Consider the following 25,899-nt stretch of genomic DNA (forward strand, 5'->3'; position numbering starts at 1 on the left):
GGAAAGAGCAGCGCTTCTAAAAGTGGGCTCAAAAAAATACAATGATCATACTGACACGATTAAATGACCAAAAATTCACACTGAATGCCCTCTATATCGAGCAAATTCAATCCTTTCCGGATACGACGATTACTCTATCAAACGGGAAAAAGATCGTCGTCAAAGAAGATGAACAAAGCGTCACGGAAATGATTGAACATTTTTATAAGCGAATTGGTCTTACTCCTCTGATTCGCAGACCGGATACAAATGCAGATGGTGAGAAGGAGGGATAGGCGCTCATGTTCAAAAACAGACTTGTTAATATAATGCTGATTATCCTTGTGGGGATGACTTTAATAGGCGTCTTGGCTCTGGTTCTCTACACACAATTTTTCCAGGCTGCAGATCCTGATGCAGAGCCGACGATTGATGAAGTCATTGAACTTTCCATAGAAACTGAAGAAATCACCACTAATCTTCTATCCAATCATGTGATCCGGGCACAGTTTGTCATACAGACCGATAATCGTCATGCCCGAAATGAGCTAGAAAAACGAAACTTTCAGGTGGAAAATATCATTATCCGGGAATTGTCGGATATGAGAGAAGCCGATTTTCAAGGCTCGGAAGGCATTCGGAATTTAGAAGAACAAATCCGATATGAAATCAATCAGATTATGCAAGACGGGCATGTTGTACAGGTATATATGAGTATGCGGGTCGTGCAATAGTCCGTTTCCTGTTCTCATTCTGATGACATGTATTGAGACTGATGGTCTGAATAGTAAATGAAAGAATACTGAATCATAGAACTCAATTGCTGTTATGGATTCATTCAGAAAGACAATGATTCATGTTCGGCTCAGGAAGTGAGGTGAGGTTTTCATGGCAGATGTTCTGTCCCAGGGCGAAATAGATGCCCTGTTGTCCGCATTGTCAACTGGCGAGATGGATGCGGACGAACTAAAGAAAGAAGAAACGCAGAAAAAAATAAAAACCTATGATTTTAAACGGGCTCTCCGTTTTTCAAAAGACCAGATTCGAAGTTTAACAAGGATCCATGAGAACTTTGCGAGACTCTTGACGACGCAATTGTCAGCCCAGTTGCGCACTTTTGTTCAAATCAGTGTAGCATCTGTGGATCAGTTGCCGTATGATGAGTTTATCCGGTCTGTCCCAAAACAGACGATCTTGAATGTGTTTGAACCTTATCCATTAGACGGACGGTTCGTCCTTGAAGTAAACCCGAACATTGCATACGCCATGCTTGACCGGATGCTTGGAGGCCAGGGAGAGGCGTATAATAAAGTTGATAACTTAACAGAGATTGAAGCGAAAATCATGACACAGCTCTTTCAACGAACATTGGAAACGTTCAGGGAAGCGTGGCTCTCCGTAGAAGAAATTGATCCCATGATGGATGATCTGGAAGTAAATCCGCAGTTTTTGCAGCTCGTATCACCAAATGAGACGGTTGTAGTCATTTCATTTTCGACAACCATTGGAGAATCCTCCGGGATGATCAATATTTGTCTCCCGCACGTCGTCATTGAGCCCCTTCTACCAAAGCTGTCTGTGCATTTATGGATGCAGACAAAGAAGAAAGAACGCAAACCTGGTGAAATCGAAGCACTGGAACTCAATATCAAACGTGCGCCTCTTGATGTGGCGGTTCAACTTGGTCAGAGTGAGATTACAATCGAAGAATTCGTCCATCTCGCTGTGGGGGACACAATCGAACTAAATCAATCCATTGATGAACTGCTCAGAATGACGGTAGGAGGATCACCCAAGTACAAAGTCCAGCCCGGTAAAGTGAAAGAGCATCTTGCCGTGCAAATTGTGGAAGACATAGAAGAGGAGGAACTGCTTTATGATGAACGATAATGACGATATGCTGTCGCAGGATGAAATCAATGCATTGCTGAGCGGTATGGACGATGATGACGATGACAGCAGCACGGAAACTGAAACGGATGACGGATCCGGTGATTCTGCCAAAGTGGATCCGGGTAATTATTTATCCGATATCGAAATTGATGCGCTCGGTGAAATCGGGAATATTTCATTTGGCAGCTCTGCAACGGCGTTATCCACTTTATTGAACCAAAAAGTGGATATCACAACACCGAAAGTATCCGTCGTTCGAAAAAGCGATCTTGAAAAAGAATTTCCAAAACCGCATGTTGCGATTTCCGTGACGTATACCGCTGGATTTGAAGGGCTGAATCTTTTGGTTATTAAAACAAAGGATGCCTCAATCATTGCGGATTTGATGATGGGGAATGACGGAACAAATGCTCCTGAAGAAATGGGTGACATGGAACTTAGTGCTGTTCAGGAAGCAATGAATCAGATGATGGGTTCCGCATCCACCTCGATGTCAACGATCTTTAATAAGAAGGTTGATATTTCACCACCGGGTATTGATATGATGGATTTGGCAGAAAATCCGGATGCCATAGAAATCCCTGGAGAAGATGTCCTTGTTCAGATCTCATTTAATCTGAAAATCGGTGATTTGATTGATTCAAGGATCATGCAGCTTCTGACGGTCTCGTTTGCGAAAGATATGGTTGACCAGCTTATGAATCCTGGCGGGGATGACGATGTTATGGATGCTGTCCAGGAGGACCCGCTTGCTCCGGCACCGCCTCAGCCAGAGCAGCAGGCACCTGAGCGGCAGCAGCAACAGGCTCAACGGGAGCAACAGGCACCACCACAGCAACAGCAGGCCGCTCCGCAGCAACCTCAGCAGATCAGTCAGAGACAGCAACCGCCGGGACGTGAAGCGAATGTGCAGCCTGCGGCATTTTCATCCTTCGAAACGCCTTCTCTAAATGAAAATGAACAGAGGAACTTGGATCTGTTAATGGACATCCCGCTTGAAGTAACCGTTGAGCTGGGCCGAACGAAACGTTCCATCAAAGAAATTCTGGAGCTTGGACAGGGATCGATTGTGGAATTGGATAAACTTGCCGGTGAACCGGTTGATATTCTGGTGAATCAGCGTTTGATTGCAAAAGGTGAAGTAGTGGTTATTGATGAAAACTTCGGTGTCCGGGTTACGGATATTGTCAGTCAGGCTGAACGCCTGAAACAACTAAAGTAATGACAGTTAATTTCAATTGAGGAGGCCAGGAGCAATGGCGACGACAGTACTGATTGTGGATGATGCAGCATTTATGAGAATGATGATTAAAGATATTTTAAGTAAGAACGGTTTTGATGTGGTGGGTGAAGCAGGTGATGGTCAACAGGCTGTAGATATGTATAAAGAGCAGTCACCGGATCTTGTCACGATGGATATTACGATGCCTGAGATGGATGGCATTACAGCCTTAAAAGAAATCAAAACCCATGACCCGAATGCCAAAGTGATTATGTGTTCAGCAATGGGCCAACAGGCGATGGTTATCGATGCGATTCAGGCTGGTGCAAAAGATTTTATTGTCAAGCCGTTTCAGGCAGACAGAGTATTAGAGGCGATCAGTAAAACACTTGGATGATCGGCCCAGAGGTGAAGCAAGTGAAATTGATAAATATAGTGACCGTGATACTTGCCTTACTGGTTCTTGCTGCTCCGTCAGCAGCCCACGGTGAGGATAACAATTTTGGGGAACAGGACAGAAGCGTTATAGATGGACTGAATGTAACCGATCCTGAAGACACCAATGATACCGGGGATTCTCCTGAAGAAGGGAAAGCGCCTGATGAAGACGGCGTCGAGGTGCCGGAAACTGAGGAAGAAGAAGCGCCTCTCGTCGGTTACGAGGATCAGAATTTGTTTCTCATGCTCGTCCAGCTGTTCTTGGCTTTGGGTGTTGTGCTGTTCCTGATTTATATGCTGCTCAGGTTTATGAATAACCGGACGAGAAGCTTTCAGGCGAACCGGACAATTCAAACATTGGGTGGTACGGGCGTAGGTCAGAACCGTTCCGTGCAGATTGTACGTGTCGGGGACCGGATCCTCGTAGTCGGTGTTGGAGAAACGGTTCAGCTGCTCCGGGAAATTACCGATCCTGAAGAAGTGGAACGGTTGTCCAAGTCTCCGGAAACGGAGGATTTTTACGAACGTCCGTTTTCGAAACTCGGATCTCTGTTAAACAAAAACAAACAGGGGAATGAATCCGAAACGCAGGAACAGGCCTTTCGATCTCTCTTGGACAGGGAAATGTCTGACGTGAAAAATTCTCAAAAGAAGATTCATTCTGCAATGGAGGAGAAGAAGTAATGCTGTTATTAGCGATTGAAATTCCGGCACTCGACATCTTCAGCGATGATCCTGCCAATCTGACATCAACTGTTCAGTTGCTTCTTCTCTTAACCGTTTTGTCCTTGGCACCTGCTATTTTGATTCTGATGACAAGTTTTACGAGAATTGTCATTGTTCTGTCGTTTGTAAGAAACGGATTGGCTACACAACAGATGCCGCCAAACCAGGTCATAATCGGGTTGGCGTTATTTTTAACATTTTTTGTGATGGCTCCTACATTTTCAGAGGTAAATGAAGCAGCTTTACAGCCATTGTTTGATGGGGACATCAGCCAGGAAGAGGCATTTGACGAGGCAACCATTCCGATGAAAGAATTTATGGCACAGCATACGAGAGAGCGGGATCTTGCCCTGTTCATGGGGTACGCTGGACAGGAGCGTCCGGAATCTCTTGAAGATATCCCTTTAACCTCGCTGGTTCCGGCCTTTGTCATCAGTGAACTGAAAACGGCGTTTCAGATCGGTTTCATGATCTTTGTCCCTTTTTTGGTGATTGATATGGTTGTGGCGAGTGTGCTGATGTCGATGGGGATGATGATGTTGCCGCCGGTTATGATTGCCCTGCCGTTTAAGGTGCTCTTGTTTGTTTTGGTTGACGGCTGGCACCTTGTAGTCAGATCTTTACTTTATACCTTTTAGGAGAGGATACATATGAGTCCCGAAATGGTAATTGGTTGGGCGGAACAGGGCGTATTTACAACGCTGTTAATCGCAGGTCCTCTGTTGATCACGGCTCTTGCGATCGGACTTGCGGTCAGTGTATTTCAGGCCACGACGCAAATTCAGGAACAGACCCTTGCATTCATTCCTAAGATCGCGGGAGTTTTGATTGCATTGGTTATTTTCGGTCCGTGGATGCTGCAGCTCTTAACGACATTTGCCTATGATATATTCAGTGATTTTACCCGATTTATAGGATAGGTGCTTATGGAAATTGAAATTATCGAATGGATTCCTGCTTTTCTGCTTGTCCTGGTGAGGGTCTCTGCGTTTATGGTCACCCTGCCCTTTTTTTCCTATCAGACCATACCGAACCGGTTCAAAATCGGATTTGCCGCATTTCTTTCCTGGATCATGATTTTTAGTGGTGACTGGCCGATTATTGAATTGAATTATGAATTTGTACTGCTTGCCATTAAAGAAGCGCTTGTCGGCTTGACTGTCGGCCTGATTGCCCTCTTGCTGCTGTATGCGATACAGGTGGCAGGCGGACTGATCGATTTGAAACTCGGGTTTCTGATCGCGAACGTCGTCGATCCGCAGACCGGTACTCAGGCACCTTTGATCGGGAGTTATCTGTATACATTTGCGCTCTTGTTTCTTTTAGCCACAAATGCTCATCATTTATTGCTTGATGGTGTTTACTACAGCTATGAGTTTATTCCGCTGGATCAGACTTTTTTGCCATTAGGCTCAGAAGACTATGTTGAATTTATCGGTGTAACTATGAATACGATGTTTATTATTGCATTTCAAATGTCCATGCCGATTATGGGTTCGATTTTTCTGGTTGATGTGGCACTGGGCTTCATAGCCCGAACGGTTCCACAGGTCAACGTGTTTGTTATTGGTTTTCCAGTGAAGATTTTTTTGGGGTTCGTGTTCATGATTGTAACCATGCCTGTATTTTTTGTATTGGTAAATAACCTTATTGAAACCGTCCTGGTCACCATGCGGACGTTAATGCAACTATACGGGGGCGTGTAAAGGATGTTGCTAAAACTTGATTTGCAGTACTTTGCACAGGAAAAAACAGAAAAAGCGACACCGAAGAAGAAGAGAGAATCCCGTAACAAAGGGCAGGTTGCCAAAAGTACGGACGTTAATACAGCCTTTATTCTGATGTTTGTGTTTTTGATGTTTTTTTTCGCAGGTCCATTTATGGTTGATCAGATGCTTACTATCGTCCGTTTCACAATGGAAGAATATTTGCTCATGGATGTTACGCCTGCGAATGTGCAACCGATGTTCATTGACTACATTTTTCAGGCCGCTGTGGCCGTGGCTCCGGTAATGCTTGCTTCCGTGATCGCAGGGGTATTTGCCAACTATGTTCAGGTAGGCGTTTTATTTGCTCCGGAGGCCGTGAAGTTTAAACTCGAAAAAATAAATCCCTTGAAAGGGTTCAAACGAATCTTCTCAATACGAGCCCTTGTGGAATTTTTAAAATCGATGATGAAAATTGTACTCGTAGGTGGCGTAACAGGGATCGTCATTTGGCTTTATATGGATGATCTTCTTAAAATCGGACTATACGCTGTGGAAGATGCAGCTGTCCTCATCGGCACACTTATTATTTTCATGGGACTGGCTGTAGGGTTTCTTTTGATCTTCCTTGCTATCCTTGATTACATGTATCAAAAATATGACTTCGAAAAAAATATCCGCATGTCCAAGCAGGACGTGAAGGATGAATATAAAAAGACCGAGGGTGACCCCCTCATCAAATCAAAAATCAAAGAAAAGCAACGTCAAATGGCAATGAGCAGGATGATGCAGGAAGTTCCGAAAGCAGACGTGGTTATCACGAATCCGACGCACTATGCGATTGCGTTGAAATACGATGCAGACAATATGGAAGCACCGGTAATCGTGGCAAAGGGCGTCGATTACGTTGCATTAAAACTGATTAACATTGCCAAAAATAATGAAGTGTTGACTGCAGAGAACCGTCCCCTCGCAAGAGCGCTTTACGCTCAGGCTGATATCGGTGATCAGGTTCCGGAAGATTTATTTAAAGCCGTCGCAGAAGTGTTGGCTTACGTATACCGGATTCAGAAGAAAATCTGAATGTGTATACCGCACAGGCGAGTTAGGAGAGAAGCGCAATGCCCTTAAAGGACTTTAGTATTTTATTAGGCGTTATTTTAATTGTGGTCATGCTGATCATCCCTTTACCGACAATGATGATCGACTTTTTGATTATTGTTAATATATCGATTGCGCTGCTGATTATTCTTGTTTCCATGAATACGAGAGAGCCGCTGCAATTTTCCATTTTTCCAACGTTACTGCTCCTTGTAACGTTATTCAGACTTGGACTGAATGTTTCCACGACGCGTGCGATCCTTGGCAACCAGGGAGATGCCGGTAATGTCATTGAAACGTTCGGTCAATTCGTCGTTGGTGGGAATGCGCTAGTCGGTTTTGTCGTATTCGTCATTCTGGTCGTTATTCAGTTTATCGTCATTACCAAGGGTGCGGAACGTGTTTCCGAAGTGGGAGCACGATTCACACTTGATGCGATGCCGGGTAAACAAATGAGTATTGATGCTGATTTGAACGCGGGTATGATTTCAGATACGGAAGCAAAAGAGCGCAGGCAAAAGATTGAACAGGAAGCGGATTTTTACGGTTCCATGGATGGTGCGAGTAAATTTGTTAAGGGTGACGCCATTGCCGGTATTGTTATTGTTATTATTAATATTATTTTCGGTCTTGTAATCGGGATGGTTCAGGAAGGACTCCCACTTGCAGAAGCCGCGGATAAGTATACGCTGTTAACAGTCGGGGACGGACTTGTGTCCCAAATCCCTGCTCTTTTGATTTCTACCGCAACAGGTATTGTCGTCACTCGTGCTGCGTCGGAAGGAAACCTAGGTCATGACATTACGAAACAGCTTTTGGCCTATCCGAAGATGCTGTACGTTGCCGGTGGGACGATTTTTATGCTTGGTGTCTTCACGCCGATAACAGGCAGTGTAACATTTACAATTGCCTCTCTCTTAGCACTTGGAGGATTCCTTCTTGAGCGCGCGAACAAGAAAGAGCTCGTACTTGAAGAAGAATCTGAAGAAGAGCAGGATCAGTCTGATCAGGAAGATCTGAAGTCTCCGGAGAGTGTGGTCAATCTGCTTCAGGTTGATCCCATTGAATTTGAGTTCGGATACGGCCTGATTCCACTCGCTGATGCCAACCAGGGGGGAGACTTACTCGACAGGGTGGTTATGATCAGACGGCAATTGGCAATTGAGATGGGCATGATCGTTCCGGTGATCCGGATACGTGATAACATTCAATTACAACCGAATGAATATTCCATTAAAATTAAAGGGAACGAAGTCGCAAAAGGAGAACTGCTGCTGGATCACTTTATGGCGATGAGTCCGGGCGTGGAGGATGAAAATGTCCATGGGATTGAAACCGTTGAACCTGCGTTTGGGTTGCCGGCACTGTGGATCTCGGAAGATCTGAAAGAACAGGCAGAGTTATCCGGGTATACGGTTGTGGACCCGCCGTCTGTCGTGTCGACACATTTAACCGAAGTGATTAAACGACATGCCCATGAATTGATCGGCCGTCAGGAGACAAAGCAGCTGGTCGATCATCTGAATGAAACGTATCCGACGCTGGTTGAGGAAGTGACACCGAATCCACTGAGTGTCGGAGATATCCAAAAAGTTCTCGGCAATCTGTTGAAAGAAAAGGTGTCAATTCGAAATTTGCCCGTGATTTTCGAAACATTGGCAGACTATGCACAGATGACGAGAGATACGGATTTGATGACTGAATACGTCAGGCAATCCCTCTCTCGTCAAATCACAAAACAATATGCAACAGAAGGGGAACCGCTCTACGTCATCACGATGGGTGGCGATGTTGAAAAAACGCTGGCTGACTCTGTTCAGCAAACGGAACAGGGAGCCTTCTTGAATTTGGATCCGCAAATGTCTCAAAAAATAGTTGAGAATACAATGATGGAAGTTCAGCGTCTCCAGGAGACTGGACACATGCCTTTGATATTGTGCTCACCGGCAGTTCGTATGTATGTTCATCATTTAATTGAGAGATATATGCCGCAAGTACCGGTTTTATCGTATAATGAACTTGAGCCACATGTTGAAGTTCAAAGTGTAGGGGTGGTGAACAGTCAATGAAGGTAAAAAAATATACAGCTAAAACCATGTCTGAAGCCATGGAGAAAATAAAAGGGGAACTTGGTCAGGATGCCGTCATACTGAATTCTAAACGTGTTGAAAAAGGTGGTTTTTTGGGTCTGTTCACAAAAAAGAATGTGGAAGTGATTGCCGCTATTGATCCGGATACTCAGGATTCGGCAAAAGCGTCAAGTGGGAAGGTGCCCCGGCAAGCAGCTAGTCCCCGGCAGCGACCGGTTCCAAAAGAATCACAGGATACAAGGAAATTGACGCGGGAAATTGATGAGTTAAAGCAGATGATCCAGTCCATGCAAACATCAGGTTCTCAACAAATATCTGCAGAAGAATTCCCTGGGTATTTGACTGAATTGAATCATATTCTGAAAGACCAGGAGATCCACGATGTCTATCGGCTGGAGATCATGCGTGCACTCTTAAAACGCTGGTATCAGGAAAATGGGGAGTCCCAGCCTGAGTCTGCAATCTTGAAATGGCTGCAAAATGAACTGGATCAGAGTCTCATCGATATTCCGTGCGGGGCATTTGATTACCAATAGAAGTATTTGAATCTGGTCGGTCCTACAGGAGTGGGGAAAACAACATCGGTTGCGAAGATTGCAGCTCATGCGGTTTTGAAAGAAAATAAAAAAGTGGCGTTTATTACAACAGATACCTTTCGGATAGCGGCAATTGAGCAGTTGAAAACATATGCCAAACTGCTTCATGTACCTCTGGAGGTTGCCTATTCAATCGAGGATTTTAAAGCAGCTGTCGAAAAATTCGAGGATTATGATTTCGTCGTGATTGACTCTGCCGGACGAAACTTCAGAAACCGATTATACGTTGAGCAACTCAATCAGCTTATTGATTTTAACGAACATATGGAAACCCATCTTGTTTTGAGTACGACTGCAAAGTACAGGGACATGAAGACGATTATTGAGCAATTTCAGCTTATCACAATCGATAAATTTATCTTTTCGAAATTGGATGAAACCGATTCGGTTGGCTCCGTGTATAATGCTATGAGGGATTATCAGACAGGAGCAAGTTACATTACGACCGGGCAAAATGTTCCCGATGATATCGAAGAGGCCAGCCGGCAGCAGATTATCAGCTGGATCGTCAGGAGTTGATCGTGATGTATGATCAGGCAGATGCACTCCGTAAAAAGATGAATAATGTATCTGACGGTGACACCTCAAAACAGGCCGAAGTTATTGCTGTCGTAAGCGGAAAAGGCGGCGTAGGAAAATCCAATTTCACGCTTAATTTTGCTATTTCCCTTCAGAAAATGAATAAAAAAGTTCTTGTGATTGATTTGGATATCGGGATGGCGAATATCGACATCCTGCTTGGGCAATCATCCCGCTACTCGATTGTCGATATGATGAATCAGGACATGCCCATATGGTCTATTATGGAAGAGGGACCGGAAGGACTTCGCTATATTGCAGGTGGGAGCGGTTTGACAGATCTGTTTGAAATGGATGAAACAAAAGCGGATCATTTTTACAGACAAATGGCCAGCGCTGAGGCCTCGTTTGATTACATCTTTCTGGATATGGGGGCAGGTGTAAACACAAACAGCGCTTATTTTTTATTTTCTTCTCACCATATTTTTCTTGTGACAACACCTGAACCTACCTCTGTGACCGATGCGTATGCTATGATTAAATATATCCATAATTATGATACTGATTTACCCATTTCCCTGATTATCAATCGGGCCAGAAGTAAAAAAGACGGAGAACGAACGTCTGAAAATGTAAAACAGGTGACCAAGCGGTTTCTCGGCAAAACCATTCACTTGCTAACCATTTTACCGGATGACAATATCGTTTGGAAGGCAGTCAGAGCTCAAGAACCTTTTGTTCTATATAATCCGGAATCGAAGCCCTCTAAGGCGATATTGAATACAGTGGAAAGCTTTTTGATTAAAAATGGAGAGGTGGTTGAAGGTGCATTACAAAAACCATCTTTTATTTCGAAATTAAAAGGATTTTTGCGTTCACGATAGACGGGAGGCGTTGACATGATTAAGGTTTTGGTGGTTGATGATTCCGCATTTATGCGAAAAATGTTGTCCGACATGCTCAGTTCACATCCCGACATTACGGTTGTGGACAAGGCTCGAAACGGTCGGGACGGACTGGAGAAAATAGAGCAACACAAGCCGGATGTCGTCACATTGGATGTTGAAATGCCTGTAATGACAGGGATTGAGGCACTCGAAGAAATCATGAAAACAACCCGCACACCGGCTATCATGGTCAGCAGTGTCACGAAAGAAGGCGCTGAAACGACCATGAGAGCGATGGAGCTGGGAGCATTTGACTTTATCGCCAAACCGTCCGGTGCGATCTCTCTTGATATTGATAAAGTAAAAGATGACCTGATAGAAAAAGTGCTGCACGCAAGCAAAGTATCGAGAAAAAAGTTGACGCCTGCTCCAAAAAGAACGGATGAAAAACCAAAGCGTATCGAACGGATTCAAAGACCTGATTTTTCTTTGGAACCTGGACCATCAGGGAAGAGGGAAGTGCTCGGCAAAACAATTGTCGCTATTGGAACTTCAACGGGGGGGCCGAAAGCCTTGCAAAGGGTTTTGACGGCTTTACCGGAGAACTTCCCTTTCCCCATCATTATCGTGCAGCATATGCCCAAAGGATTTACGCGATCGCTCAGTGAACGTTTGAACTCGTTATCTGCGATTTCTGTTAAAGAAGCAGAAGAAGGTGACATTTTAAAAAAAGGGGTTGCCTATATTGCCCCGGGAGGATACCATTTAAAAGTAAGAAGGGCAGGGACTTCAGTCGGAATTCATTTAGATCAGTCACCACTTGTGAATGGACACCGTCCATCGGTGGATGCGATGTTCTTTTCCCTGGCTGATTTGCATCCGGAGAGGGTCATCGCAGTTGTGATGACCGGTATGGGTTCTGATGGGAAGCAAGGCCTGATCCGATTGAAACAGTTATCAAAAACCAAAGCAATAGCAGAATCAGAACGGACTTCAGTTGTTTTTGGAATGCCCAAAGCAGCCATTGATACACATTTTGTTGACTCAGTCAAAGATCTTGAAGATATCTCTTCCGAGATCCTGAGATACTGTTAATCAGGAGGGTTTTTATGGAACGCAATCAGTATTTAGACATGTTTATTGACGAAAGTACCGAACATCTTCAGGCACTTAACAAAAATCTGCTGGACTTGGAGAAAAATCCCGAAGACCTTCAAATCGTAAATGAAATTTTTCGTTCAGCCCACACATTAAAAGGTATGGCGGCGACGATGGGATTTGAAGACCTCGCAAGTCTCACTCATCAGATGGAAAATGTCCTCGACGGGATTCGCAATGAAAAAATTGGTGCTACCACTCAACTGATGGACGTCGTGTTTGAATCAGTTGATGATCTGGAATTTATGGTAAATGACATTGCGGATGGTGGAGAGGGTAAAAAGGATGTCACTGAGGTGGTCGCAAAGCTGGAAATGCTTGAAAAAGGCGAGAACTCAGAAACGGTTCAAGCCGGAAGTGGTGTTGAAACGAAGTCGCAGAATGGTGATCGAACGGATGTTGAATATGACGATTTCGAACATACGGTGATTCGGCAGAGTTATGAACAGGGTTTTAATCCCCTCCAAATCAGCATCTCTCTTCGTGAAGATGTGATTTTGAAAGCTGCCAGGGTGTTTATGGTATTTGAAGTCCTCGAACAGGTTGGGGAAGTCATCAAATCTGTTCCGGCAGTCGATAAACTCGAAGAAGAGGAATTTGATCTGTCCTTTGATGTTACGTTAGTGACGAAAACGGATGCAGAAGAAGTAAAATCACGTATTATGAAGGTGTCAGAAATTGATGATGTGATTATCGAAACCATTGATGTGGATGCGTTTGAAGAACAGCCCGATGAAAAAACGGCTGCATCTAATGATCCTGGTGAGACACCCAAACCGCAGTCTTCGGAAAAATCATCCGGAGCAAAAGAACCAGAAAACGGGAATGATAAAGAGGAAAAGACAACACAGCCGTCCAATAAAACCATCCGGGTCAATATTGATCGCCTGGACAGTCTGATGAATCTTTTTGAAGAGCTGGTCATTGACCGGGGTCGACTCGAACAGATCTCGAGAGATATGAAAAGTGCAGAATTGACTGAAACAGTTGAACATATGTCGCGGATTTCAGGTGATCTTCAAAATATCATTCTGAATATGCGCATGGTACCGGTCGAACAGGTATTTAACCGCTTTCCGCGTATGGTTCGTGGTCTTGCAAAAGATCTGAATAAAAAGATTAACCTTGAAATCATTGGAGCGGAAACCGAACTCGACAGAACCGTCATTGATGAAATTGGTGATCCGCTTGTTCACCTGCTTCGAAATTCCATTGACCATGGTGTTGAAATGCCTGCAGAGCGTAAGCAGGCTGGGAAAAGCGATGAAGGAAATATAACGCTCAAAGCCTATCACAGCGGAAATCATGTCTTCATCGAAGTATCCGATGACGGTTCAGGCATCAACCGTGACCGTGTTTTGAGAAAAGCAATAAAAAGCGGGATTGTCACAGAAGAGAACTCGCACAATATGACTGATCGTCAAGTATATGAACTGCTCTTCTCCAGCGGTCTGAGTACGGCGGATGTGATTTCTGATGTATCAGGCAGAGGCGTAGGGCTGGATGTTGTTAAAAATAAAATCGAATCCCTTGGCGGTAACGTTACGGTAACATCAAAGCCGGGTGAAGGGACTACGTTTTCCATTCAACTTCCACTGACGCTTTCCATTATCTCCGTTATGCTGGTTGAAGTGCAGGAAGAAATCTATGCAGTCCCATTGTCATCTATTATTGAAACAGCGATTATTAAGAAAGATGAAATCATGTCTGCACATAATCAAAAAGTCATTGATTTCCGTGGAAGTGTGGTCCCTCTTATTGATTTGACACAATTCTTTGATGTGCCGGTAAGCAAAGAGGATGATGATTATTATTCAATTGTTATCGTGAGAAAAGGTGAGAAGATGGCTGCACTGGTCGTGAACTCATTTATAGGTCAACAAGAAATCGTACTTAAATCACTGGGTAATTATTTGACAAGCGTATTTGCCATTTCCGGTGCGACCATTCTTGGAAATGGGCAGGTTGCCCTGATTATTGACTGCAATGCTCTGATAAAATAAGAACCGGGAGGCGGATTACAGATGTCTGAAGAAACGATTACCGCAGATGTGAAAGTAATAGTTTTTCAACTGAAAGATGAAGAATATGGGGTTGAAGTCGAGCAGGTTCGTTCGATTGAACGGGTTCTTCATATAACCCGTGTTCCAAGTACTCCTGATTTTGTGGAAGGCGTAATCAATTTACGGGGGGTTGTCACGCCGATCATTGATTTACGCAAGCGGTTTGGTATCGAAGGAATTGAACATTCCGAATCTACCAGGGTGATCATCGTAACGGTTGGTGATATGGACGTGGGTCTGGTTGTGGACTCGGCCAACGATGTAATTGATATCCCAAGGGATGCGATCGAACCGCCGCCAGAAGTCGTAGGAGGCCTTGAGGCCGAATATATTCGTGGTGTAGCAAAGCTCGAAAAAAGACTTCTCATTTTGTTGAATCTGGACAAGGTGTTAAATCCGGATGAACTTGAAGAAATTCAGGAAATAGAAGGAAACGCCTGACATGTTTAATTACGAACAGATCTCCGATGATCATCTTGATATTTTGAGAGAAATCGGCAACATAGGAGCAGGAAATGCAGCCACGTCATTATCTGCCATGCTGTCGAAAACGATCGATATGAAAGTGCCGTCAGTCAGGGTCGTTCCTTTCAATGATATTTGTGAATCAGTAGGTGGAGAAGAAGCTGTTGTTGCTGCTGTTTTCTTACGGATCGATGGGGATGCACCCGGCAGTATGTTTTTTATGTTGCCGGCAGATGAGGCATCCATGCTGATATCTCAGTTGGTCATGGATCCTGACGTCGATTTTGCCAATAACAAGGTTTCAGATATGGCCGCCTCTGCGATGAATGAGGTAGGGAATATTCTGTCCGGTTCTTATTTATCGGCACTATCTGATTTCACGAAATTGAATCTCCAGCCAACGCCACCTGCTGTGGCAGTTGATATGTCCATGGCTATTTTGAGCTTCGGTTTGGTTGAGATTTCGAGAATCGGTGACTACGCGATTTTGATCGATACAGAGATAAATGAAAAAGACGACGAAGATACTGTTCAGACAAAGGGGCATTTCTTTTTACTTCCGGATCCGGATTCCCTGGGCATTATCTTTCGATCATTGGGAGTCTTGAACGATGAGTAATGTGATAAAAGTGGGAATGGCAGATTTGAATGTTGTGAAGCCGCCAGATACGATCCGAACGTCGGGCCTCGGATCGTGTGTCGGTGTGATCATTTATGATGAGAGAGCAAAGGTAGCGGGTATGGCGCATGTCATGCTGCCTGACTCATCGTATGCACGAAATGATAAAATCAATCGTGCCAAATATGCAGATACCGCTATGGAAGATCTGGTTGATCGTGTGGTGGCGATCGGTGCCAGTAAAACAAGACTAAAGGCCAAGCTTGCAGGTGGTGCACAAATGTTCAACTTTTCATCATCCAATGAAGCGATGAGAATAGGTCCACGCAATGCAGAAGCAGTTAAAGAACATTTGAAAATCTACCGGATTCCAGTGATCTATGAGGATACAGGCGGAAGCAGCGGAAGAACCATTGAGTTCGATCCGGAGTCTTCAGAACTTGAAATACGTACGGTCAATAAAGGTGTGGTGAAGGTTTAATGCAAAACTGTTACTTGAAAACGGCTTTACTGTTCAGTGTTATTGCTTTTGTGGTCGTTTTCCTTTCTTCTTTACAGCAAAATACAGTCATCACATCACTTTTTCGTGGGAGCATCGGACTATTGCCGGGTGCTCTCTTTGGTATTATTCTTGCATATATATGGTATTTAACAGCGATCAACGTAAAGCGGACATCCTCGACTAACATAAAAGAGTCACAGGAAGAGGAGATGTCTTCTGAAAATAGCCAGGATACGGAAAGGCAGCCTGATCAAGATGATGAAGAGGCGAAGCGTGCAGCAGAATTTGTAAAAACCAAGCTGAATGATTAAGGAGGGGTTGTATGTCCCGCACACGAAACAGTGAACAGCTGAATACAGATTGGGAACTGTGGGAGGAAAAACGGGACAGGTCTGCCGGTGACCGGCTGATCGAGGCATTTTTGCCCCTCGTTGATTACCATGTTCATCGCATCGGTGTTCATTTACCGAAAAATGTCTCGTCGGATGACCTGCGGAGTCATGGTTTAATGGGCTTGTTTGATGCGCTGGAAAAATTTGATCGAAAACGGGAATTAAAGTTTGACACCTACGCTTCATTCAGAATTCGGGGTGCGATCATAGATGGTCTCAGACAAGAGGATTGGCTGCCGAGAACGCTTCGAGACAAGGCTAAAAAAATAGAGCAGGTTACTGAATCACTCGAACAGCAGCTTGGACGTAATGTGTCGCCGAAAGAAATTGCCGATGAGGCTGGTTTGACAGAAGCAGATGTAATTAAGACATCGAACGAAAACTTTTTTTCTCATCTCCTGTCAATTGATGAGCCGACTCAGGAAGGCGATCAGACAGAAACTTATGCGTCATCGATTGCTGATCAGCAAACCCTCACTCCTGCAGAATCGCTTAGTAAGCAGGCTGACTATGACGAGCTTGCTGACGCGATTCAGAATTTAAATGAAAAGGAACAGCTGGTGATATCACTTTTCTATTATGAAGAGCTCACACTAACTGAAATAGGAGAGGCTCTTTCCCTCTCCACCTCCCGAATTTCTCAAATTCATTCAAAAGCAGTTTATAAATTACAGCAACAGTTGCACAAGTAGTAAATAGAGATGTTCTGTCATGAAGGGGGTTCAATCATGTCTGATTTGTATGATGTTTTTGAAGTGGAACTGTCGGAAGATCAACTGACAGCTGTGATCAAGATTTCGGCACCGATTCCAGAATCGGTAACGGTTGACGATCTTATAGCTTTTTTAAAAGAAAATAGTGTTGTATTTGGTGTACATAAAGAAAAACTAGATCCTTTATTAAAAGGAGAGCTGAAATCTCCCGTCACAATCGCAGAGGGTGTCCAGCCCGAAGATGGAAAAGACGGATACATTTGGTCTGCCCTGGATGATTTAGAATCAAATACTTCTGATGATTTATTACATACTGAAAAGATTGTCGACTTGAAACAGGTGATTAATATTCCCACGGTAACAAAAGGGGAAGTGATCGGTAAAAAAATCAATCCGACTGAAGGTGTTCCGGGAACAACGGTTACCGGGGAAGAGATAAAAGCGAAGAACGGTAAAGATGTCATCTTGAGACAGGGGAAAAATACAAAAATTGAAGATGAAGGCACCACGTTGATTGCGAATACTGATGGCCAAATCTCTGTCGAACCTAGAGTCATTAATGTATATCCGGTTTACGAAATCAATGGTGACATTGATATGCGAACAGGAAATATTGATTTTGTCGGGAATGTCAACATACGTGGAAGTGTACCTTCGGGATTCGAAATTAAAGCGAAAGGTGACATACGTGTCCACGGATCCGTAGAAGCGGCTACATTAGATGCAGGTGGCTCAATTTATATTCATCAGGGTGTCGTTGCACAAGGCGGTGGACTGATTCGGGCTGAAGGGGAAGTGATTTCGTCATTTTTGAATCAGGCAACGATTCAGGCCGGCGGTGATGTTACTGTTACCAAATCCATTTTACACAGTAAAGTTGAAACGGATGCTTCAGTGAAATGCTATGACAGGAATGGCAGCATCTGTGGAGGATCTGTTTCTGCAGTCGGTGGTTTGGATGCCAACGAGATTGGTAACGAGATGAATACTCCGACATCGATTTACATCGGTGTCAGTCAATCCATTCTTGAAAAAGAAAAGAAATATAAGGCTATGAAAGCGGAGGCAGAAGACAGCCTTCAAAAACTAGGCGTTCTTTTAAAGAAAATCGTAACAAAAGAGAAACAGGCATCATTGTCTGCGCAGGAGAAAGTGACCAAGCTTCGCATCAGAAAATCATTTGCTGAGGCCCATGAAAACTTAAACGAAGCACTGGCTGCATTGGAAACCATTTCTGATTCCCTGGAAGCGGATGAGCTAGGGAAAGTGAAAGTGAGACGAACGATTTATCCACAGGTGGATCTGCATTTTGGCAAGTACCGAAAAAGAATAACAACGAAACATAAAGGCGTTATTTTTTCTCTTGACAAATCAGAAATTAAATTCGAACCTCTTTAAGTTTTCTGTTATACTTGAGTTAGTACTTAAGTATTGAGAACGATGTTCAAGACTTCAAAGGAGGCGGAACAGATGAGTGGACTGAGGGCAATTGATCTTCAGATGGCTATGCCGCGATCACAAATGGCAGGCAAAATTCAAGATCAGATGAATCAGCGGGGACAGGTAAGTCAGGATATTCTTGCAGCGGCGCAGCAAGATCAAGATCAGAAGAATGCCACATCCGTCACAGGCCTTGATCAGACCGTTCATAATCGTGCAGAAAACAATGATGCAAACCCGAGCCAGCCATCACCGGAACAGTTGACTTCCGGCAGTGAAGAATCCGCTAATGATGTTCCACAAGTGACCGTCCATCCTTATAAGGGAAATTTGTTTGACGAATCGCGTTAAGGAGTCTCTATGATTTATTTATTGATAGTCAGTTTCTTTCTTCATCTGACCAGCATTTTTGCAATCGTTGTCCTCTATCAGAAGACTGAAGCAGTAAAACCGCCTGATCACAGTCAGACATTAAGAGAGATGGAAGATCTTCTGATTTCTTATACAACTGAAATGAAAGAAAATAATGAACGAATGGCAAGACGTCTTAGTAAATTAAATACTGAACAGGTTGCGGTGACCCGTGTCGACCGCTCTTTATATGACCAGGGTGAGACATTTGAACCGAACCAAAAAAGACATCCTTTTGATTCTGAGAAGAAGGATGTTTCTTTTGGTGATGAAAAACGAGCCGAAGCCATGGAGTATGAACAAAAGAGCCATGGCTATGAAGATGTTCGCCCGGATCAGGATGAAGATTATGGAGATTATGTACCTCCGGGTGTCAATGATGAAGAGGTGCAAGTCGACACGTCGAGCACATCAAGAATCCTCTCGTTGTATGCACAAGGATACACTATTCAGGAAATCGCGAAACAACTTCAAATGGGGGCCGGAGAGGTGGAACTTTTATTGAAATTTCATCAATAAATTTTGTTTCAGATGATTGTCATGGATTCTTGTCTGTGGTATATTAATCATCGGTGTCACTACACACGCAAATGGATTCGGGTGAGGGTGCTCATTGTGAGTCTTATCTGAAAATGATGTTTGCGGAGGCCAAAATAAAACCAAGAAGAGGAGGTGAGTGATGTGGCAGTTATTTCCATGAAACAATTACTAGAAGCGGGTGTGCACTTCGGTCATCAGACACGTCGTTGGAACCCGAAAATGGATCGCTACATCTTCACAGAAAGAAACGGTATTTACATTATTGACCTTCAAAAGACGGTCAGAAAAGTTGACGAGGCATTTAATTTTGTACGTGACCTCGCAGCAGACGGAGGCACTATGCTTTTCGTCGGTACAAAAAAGCAGGCTCAGGACTCAGTAGCTGAAGAAGCTGAGCGATGCGGCATGTACTACATCAACCAGCGCTGGCTTGGTGGTACATTGACAAACTTCGAAACGATCCGCAAGCGTATTAATCGTCTTAAGGAAATCGAAAAGATGGAAGAAGACGGAACATTCGATGTTCTTCCTAAGAAGGAAGTCGTTCTTATTAAGAAAGAATGGGATCGTCTTGAGAAATTCCTTGGCGGAATTAAAGAAATGACGCGTCTTCCGGATGCGCTTTTCATCATTGATCCTCGTAAAGAGCGAATCGCTGTTGCGGAAGCTCATAAATTAAATATCCCTATCGTTGGGATTGTGGACACAAACTGTGACCCTGATGAAATCGACTACGTGATTCCAGGTAACGACGATGCGATCCGTGCCGTTCGTCTCCTGACTGCAAAGATGGCAGATGCTATCATTGAAGCAAACCAGGGTGAAGAGAACGCTGGTGAAGAGTCACAGAACGAAGAGACAACTGTTTAATCTGTCCGTCCAAAAGGGTGATAGAGGGTTTGACCCTTTATCACCTTTTTTCTGAGATCAGAAATTTTCACAGATTTTAAGGAGGCTATATAGAATGGCAATTTCAGCTAAAATGGTAAAAGAACTTCGTGAAAAAACAGGTGCAGGGATGATGGATTGTAAAAAAGCCCTCACTGAAACAGATGGTGACATGGATAAAGCGGTGGATTTCCTACGCGAAAAAGGGATTGCGAAAGCTGCAAAAAAAGCAGACCGCGTTGCTGCGGAAGGCCTTTCTCAGGCAGTCGTGGAAGGAAACAAAGCCGTTCTTGTTGAGGTGAATTCGGAGACGGATTTCGTTTCCAAGAATGAAAACTTTATTAACATGGTTGATCAGGTTGCAAAGCATATTCTGAAACAGCAGCCGGCAAATGTGGAAGAAGCGTTGACACAGTCGTTTGATGGCGATGCTGATACACTGAACGATTTTATTAACAACCAAATCGCGAAGATCGGAGAAAAAATCTCCCTTCGCCGCTTTGAAGTGGTCGAAGCTGCAGAAGGTGAAGTATTCGGCGCTTACATTCACATGGGCGGACGTATTGGTGTATTAACTGTTATGAACGGTTCTGATGAGCAGGTTGCCAAGGATGTAGCGATGCACGTAGCTGCTTTAAATCCAAAGTATGTCCGTCGTGAAGAAGTGGACGAAGATGTGGTTAATGCAGAGCGTGAAGTATTGAAGCAGCAAGCGTTGAATGAAGGCAAGCCTGAAAAGATCGTTGAAAAAATGGTTGAAGGACGACTTGGCAAATTCTTTGAAGAAGTATGCTTGAACGAGCAGGCTTTTGTTAAAGATGGCGACCAAAAAGTCGGTAAGTATGTTTCATCTAAAGGTGGAGAAGTGAAAACATTTTACCGTTATGAAGTGGGCGAAGGCATGGAAAAGCGTGAAGAAAACTTTGCTGATGAAGTGATGTCACAAGTGAAGAAGTAATACTCAAAAAGGGACACTCTGTGTCCCTTTTTGATAAGAATCCATATCAGGGAATAACAGGAGGTTATCATGGCAGAAGCACCGGAGTATAAACGAATTGTCTTGAAATTGAGTGGCGAAGCGCTGGCAGGTGAACAGGGTTTTGGTATAGATCCTGACATGATTCAGTCTATTGCAGAACAGGTTCGTGATGTTGTGGATCATGGCGTTGAAGTAGCCATCATCGTAGGAGGAGGTAACATCTGGAGAGGGATTGCCGGAAGTGCGAAAGGCATGGACCGGGCTACTGCAGATTACATGGGAATGCTTGCCACCGTGATGAATTCACTTGCGTTACAAGACAGCCTTGAAAACAACGGCGTCCAAACCAGGGTGCAATCCTCCATTGAAATGAGGCAGGTTGCAGAGCCCTACATACGAAGACGAGCAATTCGTCACTTGGAGAAAAAGCGAGTTGTGATTTTCGCCGCGGGTACCGGAAACCCTTTCTTTTCCACAGATACTACGGCTGCTTTAAGAGCTGCGGAAATTGAAGCGGATGTTATTTTAATGGCGAAAAACAACGTGGATGGCGTCTACAGTGCGGACCCGTCTGTCGATGAATACGCTCAGAAATATGATAACCTGACGTATCTGGATTTGCTTAAGGATGGTCTCGCAGTGATGGATTCCACTGCATCTTCTTTATGTATGGACAATAATATTCCACTTGTGGTATTCTCCATTTCAGAGAAAGGTAATATCGAACGCGCCGTAATGGGCGAGGAAATCGGAACGATAATTAGGGGGACTGAATCATGACAAAAGCGGTATTGAAAAATGCTGAAGAACGGATGAACAAATCTCTTGAATCTTTTGGCCGTGAACTCGGATCTGTTCGCGCCGGTCGTGCCAATCCATCGATTCTTGACAGAGTTCAGGTTGAGTATTACGGGATGATGACACCATTGAATCAGCTTGCAACCATCAGTGTGCCTGAAGGACGGTTGCTTGTTGTTCAGCCGTTTGATAAATCAAGCCTTCCGGATATTGAAAAAGCGATTCAAAAAGCGGATCTTGGCCTGTCGCCAAGTAATGATGGGAACATAATCCGGATTTCCATTCCTGCACTGACTGAAGAGCGAAGAAAAGAGCTCATAAAAGTGGTTGGCCGCTATGCAGAAGACGCAAAAGTGGCTGTTCGTAACGTGCGTCGAGATGCGAACGATGAACTTAAGAAGCTTGAAAAGGACGGCGAGATGACTGAAGATGAACTTCGTCGCGGTCAAGACGATGTTCAAAAGCTCACCGATGATTACATCAAGAAAATCGATGAGCGTGTCAAAGCAAAAGAAAATGATATTAAAGAAGTGTAAAATAAACACATGGAGGGTCCGTTTTGAACGGACTCTTTTTATTTTTACTAAAGAAATGTTTAACTTTGTTAAAGGATTTAAGTGCAACTAAGGCTTTCATCATTAAAACCTGGCAACAAGCGAAGTTTTTTTATGTTTCTTAAAGCTTCATGTTCAGCATGAATTTGAATGATTGATCTGCAAAAGAATGTGACATCACTTTTTACTCTGAGATTTAAAATGAAGGAATTCAAAGAATTTTCGTCTGAAGGTGATTCAAGAGGGCAGTTCATGATAGAATATAATGGGTTTCTATGATTTTGTAAATGCAATGAGTGTGTTTACAGGTCGTTCATTTCATAGATCAATTATAATAAAAGCTCGTTTGGGCTGCATATGAAACACATAAAATTGTAAATTGATGGGGGCTGTGCTCGTATGTTCAGTAAAACAAAACATGACCAGAGTGTCATGGAAAGAGACATTCAATTGGATAATATTCCAAAACATATTGCGATTATTATGGATGGGAATGGAAGGTGGGCGAAAAAACGCGGGTTACCTAGAGTAGCCGGTCACAGGGAAGGAATGAATACGATCCGAAGAACCGTCAGGCAGGCCAATAAATATGGTGTGAAGATCCTGACGCTATACGCATTTTCAACGGAAAATTGGAAAAGGCCGAGACCTGAAGTAGAGTTCCTGATGCGCTTGCCGGAACGTTTTTTGTCGAAAGAGCTGCCTGAACTGATTGAACAGAATGTCAGGGTGCGTATAACCGGCGAGAAAGATAAGTTGCCTGAATACACGAAGCGAGCGGTGGAGAAAGCCGTGGCAGAGACCGCTCATAACGATGGACTGATTCTGAATTTTGCGCTAAACTATGGAAGCCGCTCAGAAATGATTCAGGGTATTCAGTCGATCTGCAGAGACGTGAAAGATAATAATCTGTCGATAGATGAGATTGATGAAGCCTGTTTTACTGGCCGGCTTATGACGCACGATCTGGATGATCCGGATCTCTTAATCCGGACGAGCGGGGAAATCCGCTTGAGTAACTTTATGCTCTGGCAGCTTGCATATGCAGAGTTTTGGTTCACGAATGTTTTGTGGCCTGATTTCAAAGAAGACGATTTCCAAGAGGCGATCCTGGTTTATCAGAACCGGCAGCGCCGATATGGTGGTGTGTAAGGGAGGAAAACGATCATGAAAGAACGGGTATTAACCGGCGTCATTGCGGGTGCCGGCTTTTTGGGGATCATCATTCTGGGTGGCCATTTATTTGCTGCGGTGATTTTTCTTGTTGCAACAGTTGCGATGAAAGAGTTACTTGCCATGAAGGAGATTCAAACATTTACTGCAAGAGCTTTTGTGGGTTTTTTTCTCATGTGGCTTCTGTTTATTCCCGAGCCATACATAAATGTTGAATGGATTCCGTTTGAGCGGGCTGAACTGTTTTTACTGATGATTATTGTACTCTTAGCCCTTACGGTATTATCAAGAAATAAATGGACCTTTGATGATGCCGGATTTACAGTGCTTGCTTCTGTATATGTAGGCTACGGTTTTCATTTTTTTCATTATACAAGAACGATCGAGGATGGGTTGCTCTTTGTCTTTTTAATATTGATCCTGGTCTGGTCAACGGATTCAGGAGCATATTTTGCAGGACGAAAATTCGGCAAGCGTAAATTATCGCCTTCAATCAGTCCAAAAAAGACCATTGAAGGTTCTCTCGGCGGGGTAATTCTGGCGATTATAATGGGTTCTGTTTTTATGCTGATATTCCCTCTGTTTGCGAACTGGTTTGTTGCCGTGTTGTTCATGCTGACCGTGTCACTCGTTGGTCAGCTTGGAGATCTTGTTGAATCAGCGTTCAAACGTCATTATGCCGTTAAAGATTCGGGTAACGTTTTACCTGGTCACGGTGGTATTCTCGACCGCTTTGACAGCTTGATGTTCGTCATGCCGATCATTTATCTGCTGGGTTTTATCTGATCCCTTATCAAACAGTTGCAAAGCACGAGTGTTAGCCATAAAACTCGGGAAATCTTGCATGGTAACAGTCATGAAAGCAGTTTAAATTTATTCAGAAACAGGTGTTGATTATGAAACGGATAACATTACTAGGTTCCACCGGTTCAATCGGGACGCAAACATTGGAAGTATTGCGTTCAAATCCGGATAAGTTTCAGCTTGGGGCAATGAGTTTCGGTACGAATGTTGATCTCGGGGCCAAACAGGCGAATGAGTTTAAGCCATCTGTGATTTGCACAGGTGACCAGACTGCGGCTGATCAGCTGAGAGGCAAACTTCACTACCAGGCAGAGATCCTGTTCGGGTTAGATGGTCTGACTGAAGTAGCAGTGTCAGAGGCGGACATGCTCGTCAATGCTGTAATGGGAAGAGTCGGTTTGGAACCGACACTGAAGGCTATTGAATCCGGGATTGATGTTGCAATTGCCAACAAAGAAACACTTGTAACGGCAGGACATCTGGTAACTGAGGCGGCTGAAAAACAGGGAGTCTCCCTTTTGCCCGTCGACAGCGAACATTCGGCTATTTATCAGTGTCTTCATGGAAATGTAGACAAGGAAGTTTCGCAGCTTATCCTGACAGCTTCAGGAGGAAGCTTCAGAGATTATAAGCGTTCTGATCTTGAAAATGTTACAGTGGATCAGGCATTGAATCATCCAAATTGGTCGATGGGGGCGAAAATAACGATTGATTCTGCTTCAATGATGAATAAAGGACTTGAAGTCATTGAGGCGAAATGGCTCTTTAATATGTCTTATGACAAGATCAGTGTGATTCAGCACAGAGAAAGCATCGTTCATTCGATGGTGGAATACGTTGACGGCAGCGTCCTTGCACACATGGGAACCCCGGATATGAAAGTGCCGATTCAATATGCACTTTCCCATCCCGAACGACTTGCTTTGCAGGGGGGACAAAGGTTAAAATTATGGGAAGTTGGAAAGCTTCATTTTGAAGAAATGGATTACGAAAGGTTCAGGCTGCTGAAACTTGCTTTTGATGCGGGACGTGCCGGTGGAACTGCGCCGACGGTACTCAACGCAGCCAATGAAGCGGCCGTTGATCTGTTCTTGAATCGCAAGATCTCATTTCTTGATATCGAAACGATCGTTGAGCGGGCGCTGAATGACCATCAAACAAGTCAGAATCCTCCGCTCGAGGAGATTATCGAAGTGGATCGTTCAGTACGCTCCGCAGTTCTGGCTGATTTAACATAAGAGGG

At 44.0% G+C, this 25,899-nt stretch carries 31 protein-coding genes; all 31 read left to right on the forward strand.

The window, feature by feature from the left end:
- Window positions 1-41 precede the first annotated feature (41 nt).
- The 31 genes from BSEL_RS08975 (at window position 42) to dxr (ending at window position 25,894) form a co-directional block, all read left to right on the forward strand.
- Complete coding sequence (locus BSEL_RS08975) at window positions 42-275, forward strand: flagellar FlbD family protein (RefSeq protein ID WP_013172683.1); 234 nt, start codon at window positions 42-44, stop codon at window positions 273-275.
- Between the two features lie 6 nt (window positions 276-281).
- Window positions 282-713: a flagellar basal body-associated protein FliL gene (fliL, locus tag BSEL_RS08980; RefSeq protein ID WP_013172684.1), complete on the forward strand. Its 432-nt coding sequence runs from the start codon at window positions 282-284 to the stop codon at window positions 711-713.
- A 154-nt stretch (window positions 714-867) separates the two neighbouring features.
- Complete coding sequence (gene fliM / locus BSEL_RS08985; protein WP_013172685.1) at window positions 868-1,869, forward strand: flagellar motor switch protein FliM; 1,002 nt, start codon at window positions 868-870, stop codon at window positions 1,867-1,869.
- Window positions 1,856-3,094, forward strand: a complete 1,239-nt coding sequence (fliY, locus tag BSEL_RS08990; RefSeq protein ID WP_013172686.1) for a flagellar motor switch phosphatase FliY — start codon at window positions 1,856-1,858, stop codon at window positions 3,092-3,094. The genes fliM and fliY overlap by 14 nt, the downstream gene beginning before the upstream one ends.
- 34 nt (window positions 3,095-3,128) lie before the next feature.
- Entirely contained in the window at window positions 3,129-3,491 is a 363-nt protein-coding gene (locus BSEL_RS08995; RefSeq protein ID WP_013172687.1) for a response regulator, read from the forward strand.
- A gap of 20 nt (window positions 3,492-3,511) precedes the next feature.
- Window positions 3,512-4,216, forward strand: a complete 705-nt coding sequence (locus tag BSEL_RS09000; RefSeq protein WP_177304824.1) for a flagellar biosynthetic protein FliO — start codon at window positions 3,512-3,514, stop codon at window positions 4,214-4,216.
- Entirely contained in the window at window positions 4,216-4,896 is a 681-nt protein-coding gene (gene fliP / locus BSEL_RS09005; RefSeq protein WP_013172689.1) for a flagellar type III secretion system pore protein FliP, read from the forward strand. The genes BSEL_RS09000 and fliP overlap by 1 nt, the downstream gene beginning before the upstream one ends.
- Before the next feature lie 12 nt (window positions 4,897-4,908).
- Entirely contained in the window at window positions 4,909-5,178 is a 270-nt protein-coding gene (gene fliQ, locus BSEL_RS09010; RefSeq protein ID WP_013172690.1) for a flagellar biosynthesis protein FliQ, read from the forward strand.
- A gap of 6 nt (window positions 5,179-5,184) precedes the next feature.
- The gene (fliR, locus tag BSEL_RS09015) at window positions 5,185-5,964 is read left to right on the forward strand and encodes a flagellar biosynthetic protein FliR (RefSeq protein ID WP_013172691.1); all 780 of its coding nucleotides are present in this window, start codon (window positions 5,185-5,187) and stop codon (window positions 5,962-5,964) included.
- A gap of 3 nt (window positions 5,965-5,967) precedes the next feature.
- A complete protein-coding gene (gene flhB, locus BSEL_RS09020) occupies window positions 5,968-7,047 on the forward strand; it encodes a flagellar biosynthesis protein FlhB (protein WP_013172692.1) in 1,080 nt (359 codons plus the stop codon).
- Between the two features lie 38 nt (window positions 7,048-7,085).
- Window positions 7,086-9,134, forward strand: a complete 2,049-nt coding sequence (flhA, locus tag BSEL_RS09025) for a flagellar biosynthesis protein FlhA (RefSeq protein ID WP_013172693.1) — start codon at window positions 7,086-7,088, stop codon at window positions 9,132-9,134.
- Complete coding sequence (locus tag BSEL_RS18280) at window positions 9,131-9,691, forward strand: flagellar biosynthesis protein FlhF (protein ID WP_332870066.1); 561 nt, start codon at window positions 9,131-9,133, stop codon at window positions 9,689-9,691. The genes flhA and BSEL_RS18280 overlap by 4 nt, the downstream gene beginning before the upstream one ends.
- 6 nt (window positions 9,692-9,697) lie before the next feature.
- Entirely contained in the window at window positions 9,698-10,270 is a 573-nt protein-coding gene (locus BSEL_RS18285) for a flagellar biosynthesis protein FlhF (RefSeq protein ID WP_332870067.1), read from the forward strand.
- Between the two features lie 5 nt (window positions 10,271-10,275).
- On the forward strand, window positions 10,276-11,154 hold the full coding sequence (locus tag BSEL_RS09035) for a MinD/ParA family protein (RefSeq protein ID WP_013172694.1): 879 nt from the start codon (window positions 10,276-10,278) through the stop codon (window positions 11,152-11,154).
- 15 nt (window positions 11,155-11,169) lie between these two features.
- Complete coding sequence (locus BSEL_RS09040) at window positions 11,170-12,252, forward strand: protein-glutamate methylesterase/protein-glutamine glutaminase (protein ID WP_013172695.1); 1,083 nt, start codon at window positions 11,170-11,172, stop codon at window positions 12,250-12,252.
- Window positions 12,253-12,266: 14 nt separating this feature from the next.
- Window positions 12,267-14,318: a chemotaxis protein CheA gene (locus tag BSEL_RS09045; RefSeq protein ID WP_013172696.1), complete on the forward strand. Its 2,052-nt coding sequence runs from the start codon at window positions 12,267-12,269 to the stop codon at window positions 14,316-14,318.
- A gap of 21 nt (window positions 14,319-14,339) precedes the next feature.
- Entirely contained in the window at window positions 14,340-14,819 is a 480-nt protein-coding gene (locus tag BSEL_RS09050) for a chemotaxis protein CheW (protein WP_013172697.1), read from the forward strand.
- A 1-nt stretch (window position 14,820) separates the two neighbouring features.
- The gene (locus BSEL_RS09055; RefSeq protein ID WP_013172698.1) at window positions 14,821-15,462 is read left to right on the forward strand and encodes a chemotaxis protein CheC; all 642 of its coding nucleotides are present in this window, start codon (window positions 14,821-14,823) and stop codon (window positions 15,460-15,462) included.
- Window positions 15,455-15,943 (forward strand): chemotaxis protein CheD, encoded by a 489-nt coding sequence (locus BSEL_RS09060; RefSeq protein WP_013172699.1) that lies wholly within the window; start codon window positions 15,455-15,457, stop codon window positions 15,941-15,943. The genes BSEL_RS09055 and BSEL_RS09060 overlap by 8 nt, the downstream gene beginning before the upstream one ends.
- Before the next feature lie 14 nt (window positions 15,944-15,957).
- Window positions 15,958-16,275: a hypothetical protein gene (locus BSEL_RS09065; protein WP_155522721.1), complete on the forward strand. Its 318-nt coding sequence runs from the start codon at window positions 15,958-15,960 to the stop codon at window positions 16,273-16,275.
- Window positions 16,276-16,286: 11 nt separating this feature from the next.
- A complete protein-coding gene (locus BSEL_RS09070; RefSeq protein WP_013172701.1) occupies window positions 16,287-17,048 on the forward strand; it encodes a FliA/WhiG family RNA polymerase sigma factor in 762 nt (253 codons plus the stop codon).
- A 36-nt stretch (window positions 17,049-17,084) separates the two neighbouring features.
- Window positions 17,085-18,467, forward strand: coding sequence for a DUF342 domain-containing protein (locus BSEL_RS09075; RefSeq protein WP_013172702.1), 1,383 nt, complete (start codon window positions 17,085-17,087; stop codon window positions 18,465-18,467).
- Window positions 18,468-18,539: 72 nt separating this feature from the next.
- Window positions 18,540-18,860: a hypothetical protein gene (locus BSEL_RS09080; RefSeq protein WP_013172703.1), complete on the forward strand. Its 321-nt coding sequence runs from the start codon at window positions 18,540-18,542 to the stop codon at window positions 18,858-18,860.
- A gap of 9 nt (window positions 18,861-18,869) precedes the next feature.
- Window positions 18,870-19,439, forward strand: a complete 570-nt coding sequence (locus tag BSEL_RS09085; RefSeq protein ID WP_013172704.1) for a DUF6115 domain-containing protein — start codon at window positions 18,870-18,872, stop codon at window positions 19,437-19,439.
- 162 nt (window positions 19,440-19,601) lie between these two features.
- Window positions 19,602-20,330 carry a 30S ribosomal protein S2 gene (rpsB, locus tag BSEL_RS09090; RefSeq protein ID WP_013172705.1) on the forward strand — a complete coding sequence of 243 codons (729 nt, stop codon included), beginning with the start codon at window positions 19,602-19,604 and terminating at the stop codon, window positions 20,328-20,330.
- Between the two features lie 94 nt (window positions 20,331-20,424).
- Complete coding sequence (gene tsf, locus BSEL_RS09095; protein ID WP_013172706.1) at window positions 20,425-21,306, forward strand: translation elongation factor Ts; 882 nt, start codon at window positions 20,425-20,427, stop codon at window positions 21,304-21,306.
- Between the two features lie 69 nt (window positions 21,307-21,375).
- A complete protein-coding gene (gene pyrH, locus BSEL_RS09100; RefSeq protein ID WP_013172707.1) occupies window positions 21,376-22,107 on the forward strand; it encodes a UMP kinase in 732 nt (243 codons plus the stop codon).
- A complete protein-coding gene (frr, locus tag BSEL_RS09105) occupies window positions 22,104-22,661 on the forward strand; it encodes a ribosome recycling factor (protein WP_013172708.1) in 558 nt (185 codons plus the stop codon). Before pyrH ends, frr begins: the two co-directional genes overlap by 4 nt.
- Window positions 22,662-23,078: 417 nt before the next feature.
- Entirely contained in the window at window positions 23,079-23,831 is a 753-nt protein-coding gene (locus tag BSEL_RS09110) for an isoprenyl transferase (RefSeq protein ID WP_013172709.1), read from the forward strand.
- 15 nt (window positions 23,832-23,846) lie between these two features.
- On the forward strand, window positions 23,847-24,638 hold the full coding sequence (locus tag BSEL_RS09115; protein ID WP_013172710.1) for a phosphatidate cytidylyltransferase: 792 nt from the start codon (window positions 23,847-23,849) through the stop codon (window positions 24,636-24,638).
- A 110-nt stretch (window positions 24,639-24,748) separates the two neighbouring features.
- On the forward strand, window positions 24,749-25,894 hold the full coding sequence (dxr, locus tag BSEL_RS09120) for a 1-deoxy-D-xylulose-5-phosphate reductoisomerase (protein ID WP_013172711.1): 1,146 nt from the start codon (window positions 24,749-24,751) through the stop codon (window positions 25,892-25,894).
- Window positions 25,895-25,899: the final 5 nt, after the last annotated feature.

It is taken from the genome of [Bacillus] selenitireducens MLS10 (assembly GCF_000093085.1).
Taxonomy (GTDB): domain Bacteria; phylum Bacillota; class Bacilli; order Bacillales; family Salisediminibacteriaceae; genus Salisediminibacterium; species Salisediminibacterium selenitireducens.

Bases quoted from the DNA above. Each gene is read 5' to 3' on its own strand.
- BSEL_RS08995 (WP_013172687.1), top strand. From the start codon at position 3,129: ATGGCGACGACAGTACTGATTGTGGATGATGCAGCATTTATGAGAATG.
- flhB (WP_013172692.1), top strand. From the start codon at position 5,968: ATGTTGCTAAAACTTGATTTGCAGTACTTTGCACAGGAAAAAACAGAA.
- BSEL_RS18280 (WP_332870066.1), top strand. From the start codon at position 9,131: ATGAAGGTAAAAAAATATACAGCTAAAACCATGTCTGAAGCCATGGAG.
- BSEL_RS09035 (WP_013172694.1), top strand. From the start codon at position 10,276: ATGTATGATCAGGCAGATGCACTCCGTAAAAAGATGAATAATGTATCT.
- BSEL_RS09060 (WP_013172699.1), top strand. From the start codon at position 15,455: ATGAGTAATGTGATAAAAGTGGGAATGGCAGATTTGAATGTTGTGAAG.
- tsf (WP_013172706.1), top strand. From the start codon at position 20,425: ATGGCAATTTCAGCTAAAATGGTAAAAGAACTTCGTGAAAAAACAGGT.
- dxr (WP_013172711.1), top strand. From the start codon at position 24,749: ATGAAACGGATAACATTACTAGGTTCCACCGGTTCAATCGGGACGCAA.
- frr (WP_013172708.1), top strand. From the start codon at position 22,104: ATGACAAAAGCGGTATTGAAAAATGCTGAAGAACGGATGAACAAATCT.
- fliY (WP_013172686.1), top strand. From the start codon at position 1,856: ATGATGAACGATAATGACGATATGCTGTCGCAGGATGAAATCAATGCA.
- BSEL_RS09075 (WP_013172702.1), top strand. From the start codon at position 17,085: ATGTCTGATTTGTATGATGTTTTTGAAGTGGAACTGTCGGAAGATCAA.
- BSEL_RS09080 (WP_013172703.1), top strand. From the start codon at position 18,540: ATGAGTGGACTGAGGGCAATTGATCTTCAGATGGCTATGCCGCGATCA.
- BSEL_RS09055 (WP_013172698.1), top strand. From the start codon at position 14,821: ATGTTTAATTACGAACAGATCTCCGATGATCATCTTGATATTTTGAGA.
- BSEL_RS09110 (WP_013172709.1), top strand. From the start codon at position 23,079: ATGTTCAGTAAAACAAAACATGACCAGAGTGTCATGGAAAGAGACATT.
- BSEL_RS08975 (WP_013172683.1), top strand. From the start codon at position 42: ATGATCATACTGACACGATTAAATGACCAAAAATTCACACTGAATGCC.
- fliM (WP_013172685.1), top strand. From the start codon at position 868: ATGGCAGATGTTCTGTCCCAGGGCGAAATAGATGCCCTGTTGTCCGCA.
- fliR (WP_013172691.1), top strand. From the start codon at position 5,185: ATGGAAATTGAAATTATCGAATGGATTCCTGCTTTTCTGCTTGTCCTG.
- fliQ (WP_013172690.1), top strand. From the start codon at position 4,909: ATGAGTCCCGAAATGGTAATTGGTTGGGCGGAACAGGGCGTATTTACA.
- fliP (WP_013172689.1), top strand. From the start codon at position 4,216: ATGCTGTTATTAGCGATTGAAATTCCGGCACTCGACATCTTCAGCGAT.
- BSEL_RS09070 (WP_013172701.1), top strand. From the start codon at position 16,287: ATGTCCCGCACACGAAACAGTGAACAGCTGAATACAGATTGGGAACTG.
- BSEL_RS09050 (WP_013172697.1), top strand. From the start codon at position 14,340: ATGTCTGAAGAAACGATTACCGCAGATGTGAAAGTAATAGTTTTTCAA.
- BSEL_RS09115 (WP_013172710.1), top strand. From the start codon at position 23,847: ATGAAAGAACGGGTATTAACCGGCGTCATTGCGGGTGCCGGCTTTTTG.
- pyrH (WP_013172707.1), top strand. From the start codon at position 21,376: ATGGCAGAAGCACCGGAGTATAAACGAATTGTCTTGAAATTGAGTGGC.
- BSEL_RS09085 (WP_013172704.1), top strand. From the start codon at position 18,870: ATGATTTATTTATTGATAGTCAGTTTCTTTCTTCATCTGACCAGCATT.
- BSEL_RS09040 (WP_013172695.1), top strand. From the start codon at position 11,170: ATGATTAAGGTTTTGGTGGTTGATGATTCCGCATTTATGCGAAAAATG.
- fliL (WP_013172684.1), top strand. From the start codon at position 282: ATGTTCAAAAACAGACTTGTTAATATAATGCTGATTATCCTTGTGGGG.
- flhA (WP_013172693.1), top strand. From the start codon at position 7,086: ATGCCCTTAAAGGACTTTAGTATTTTATTAGGCGTTATTTTAATTGTG.
- BSEL_RS09045 (WP_013172696.1), top strand. From the start codon at position 12,267: ATGGAACGCAATCAGTATTTAGACATGTTTATTGACGAAAGTACCGAA.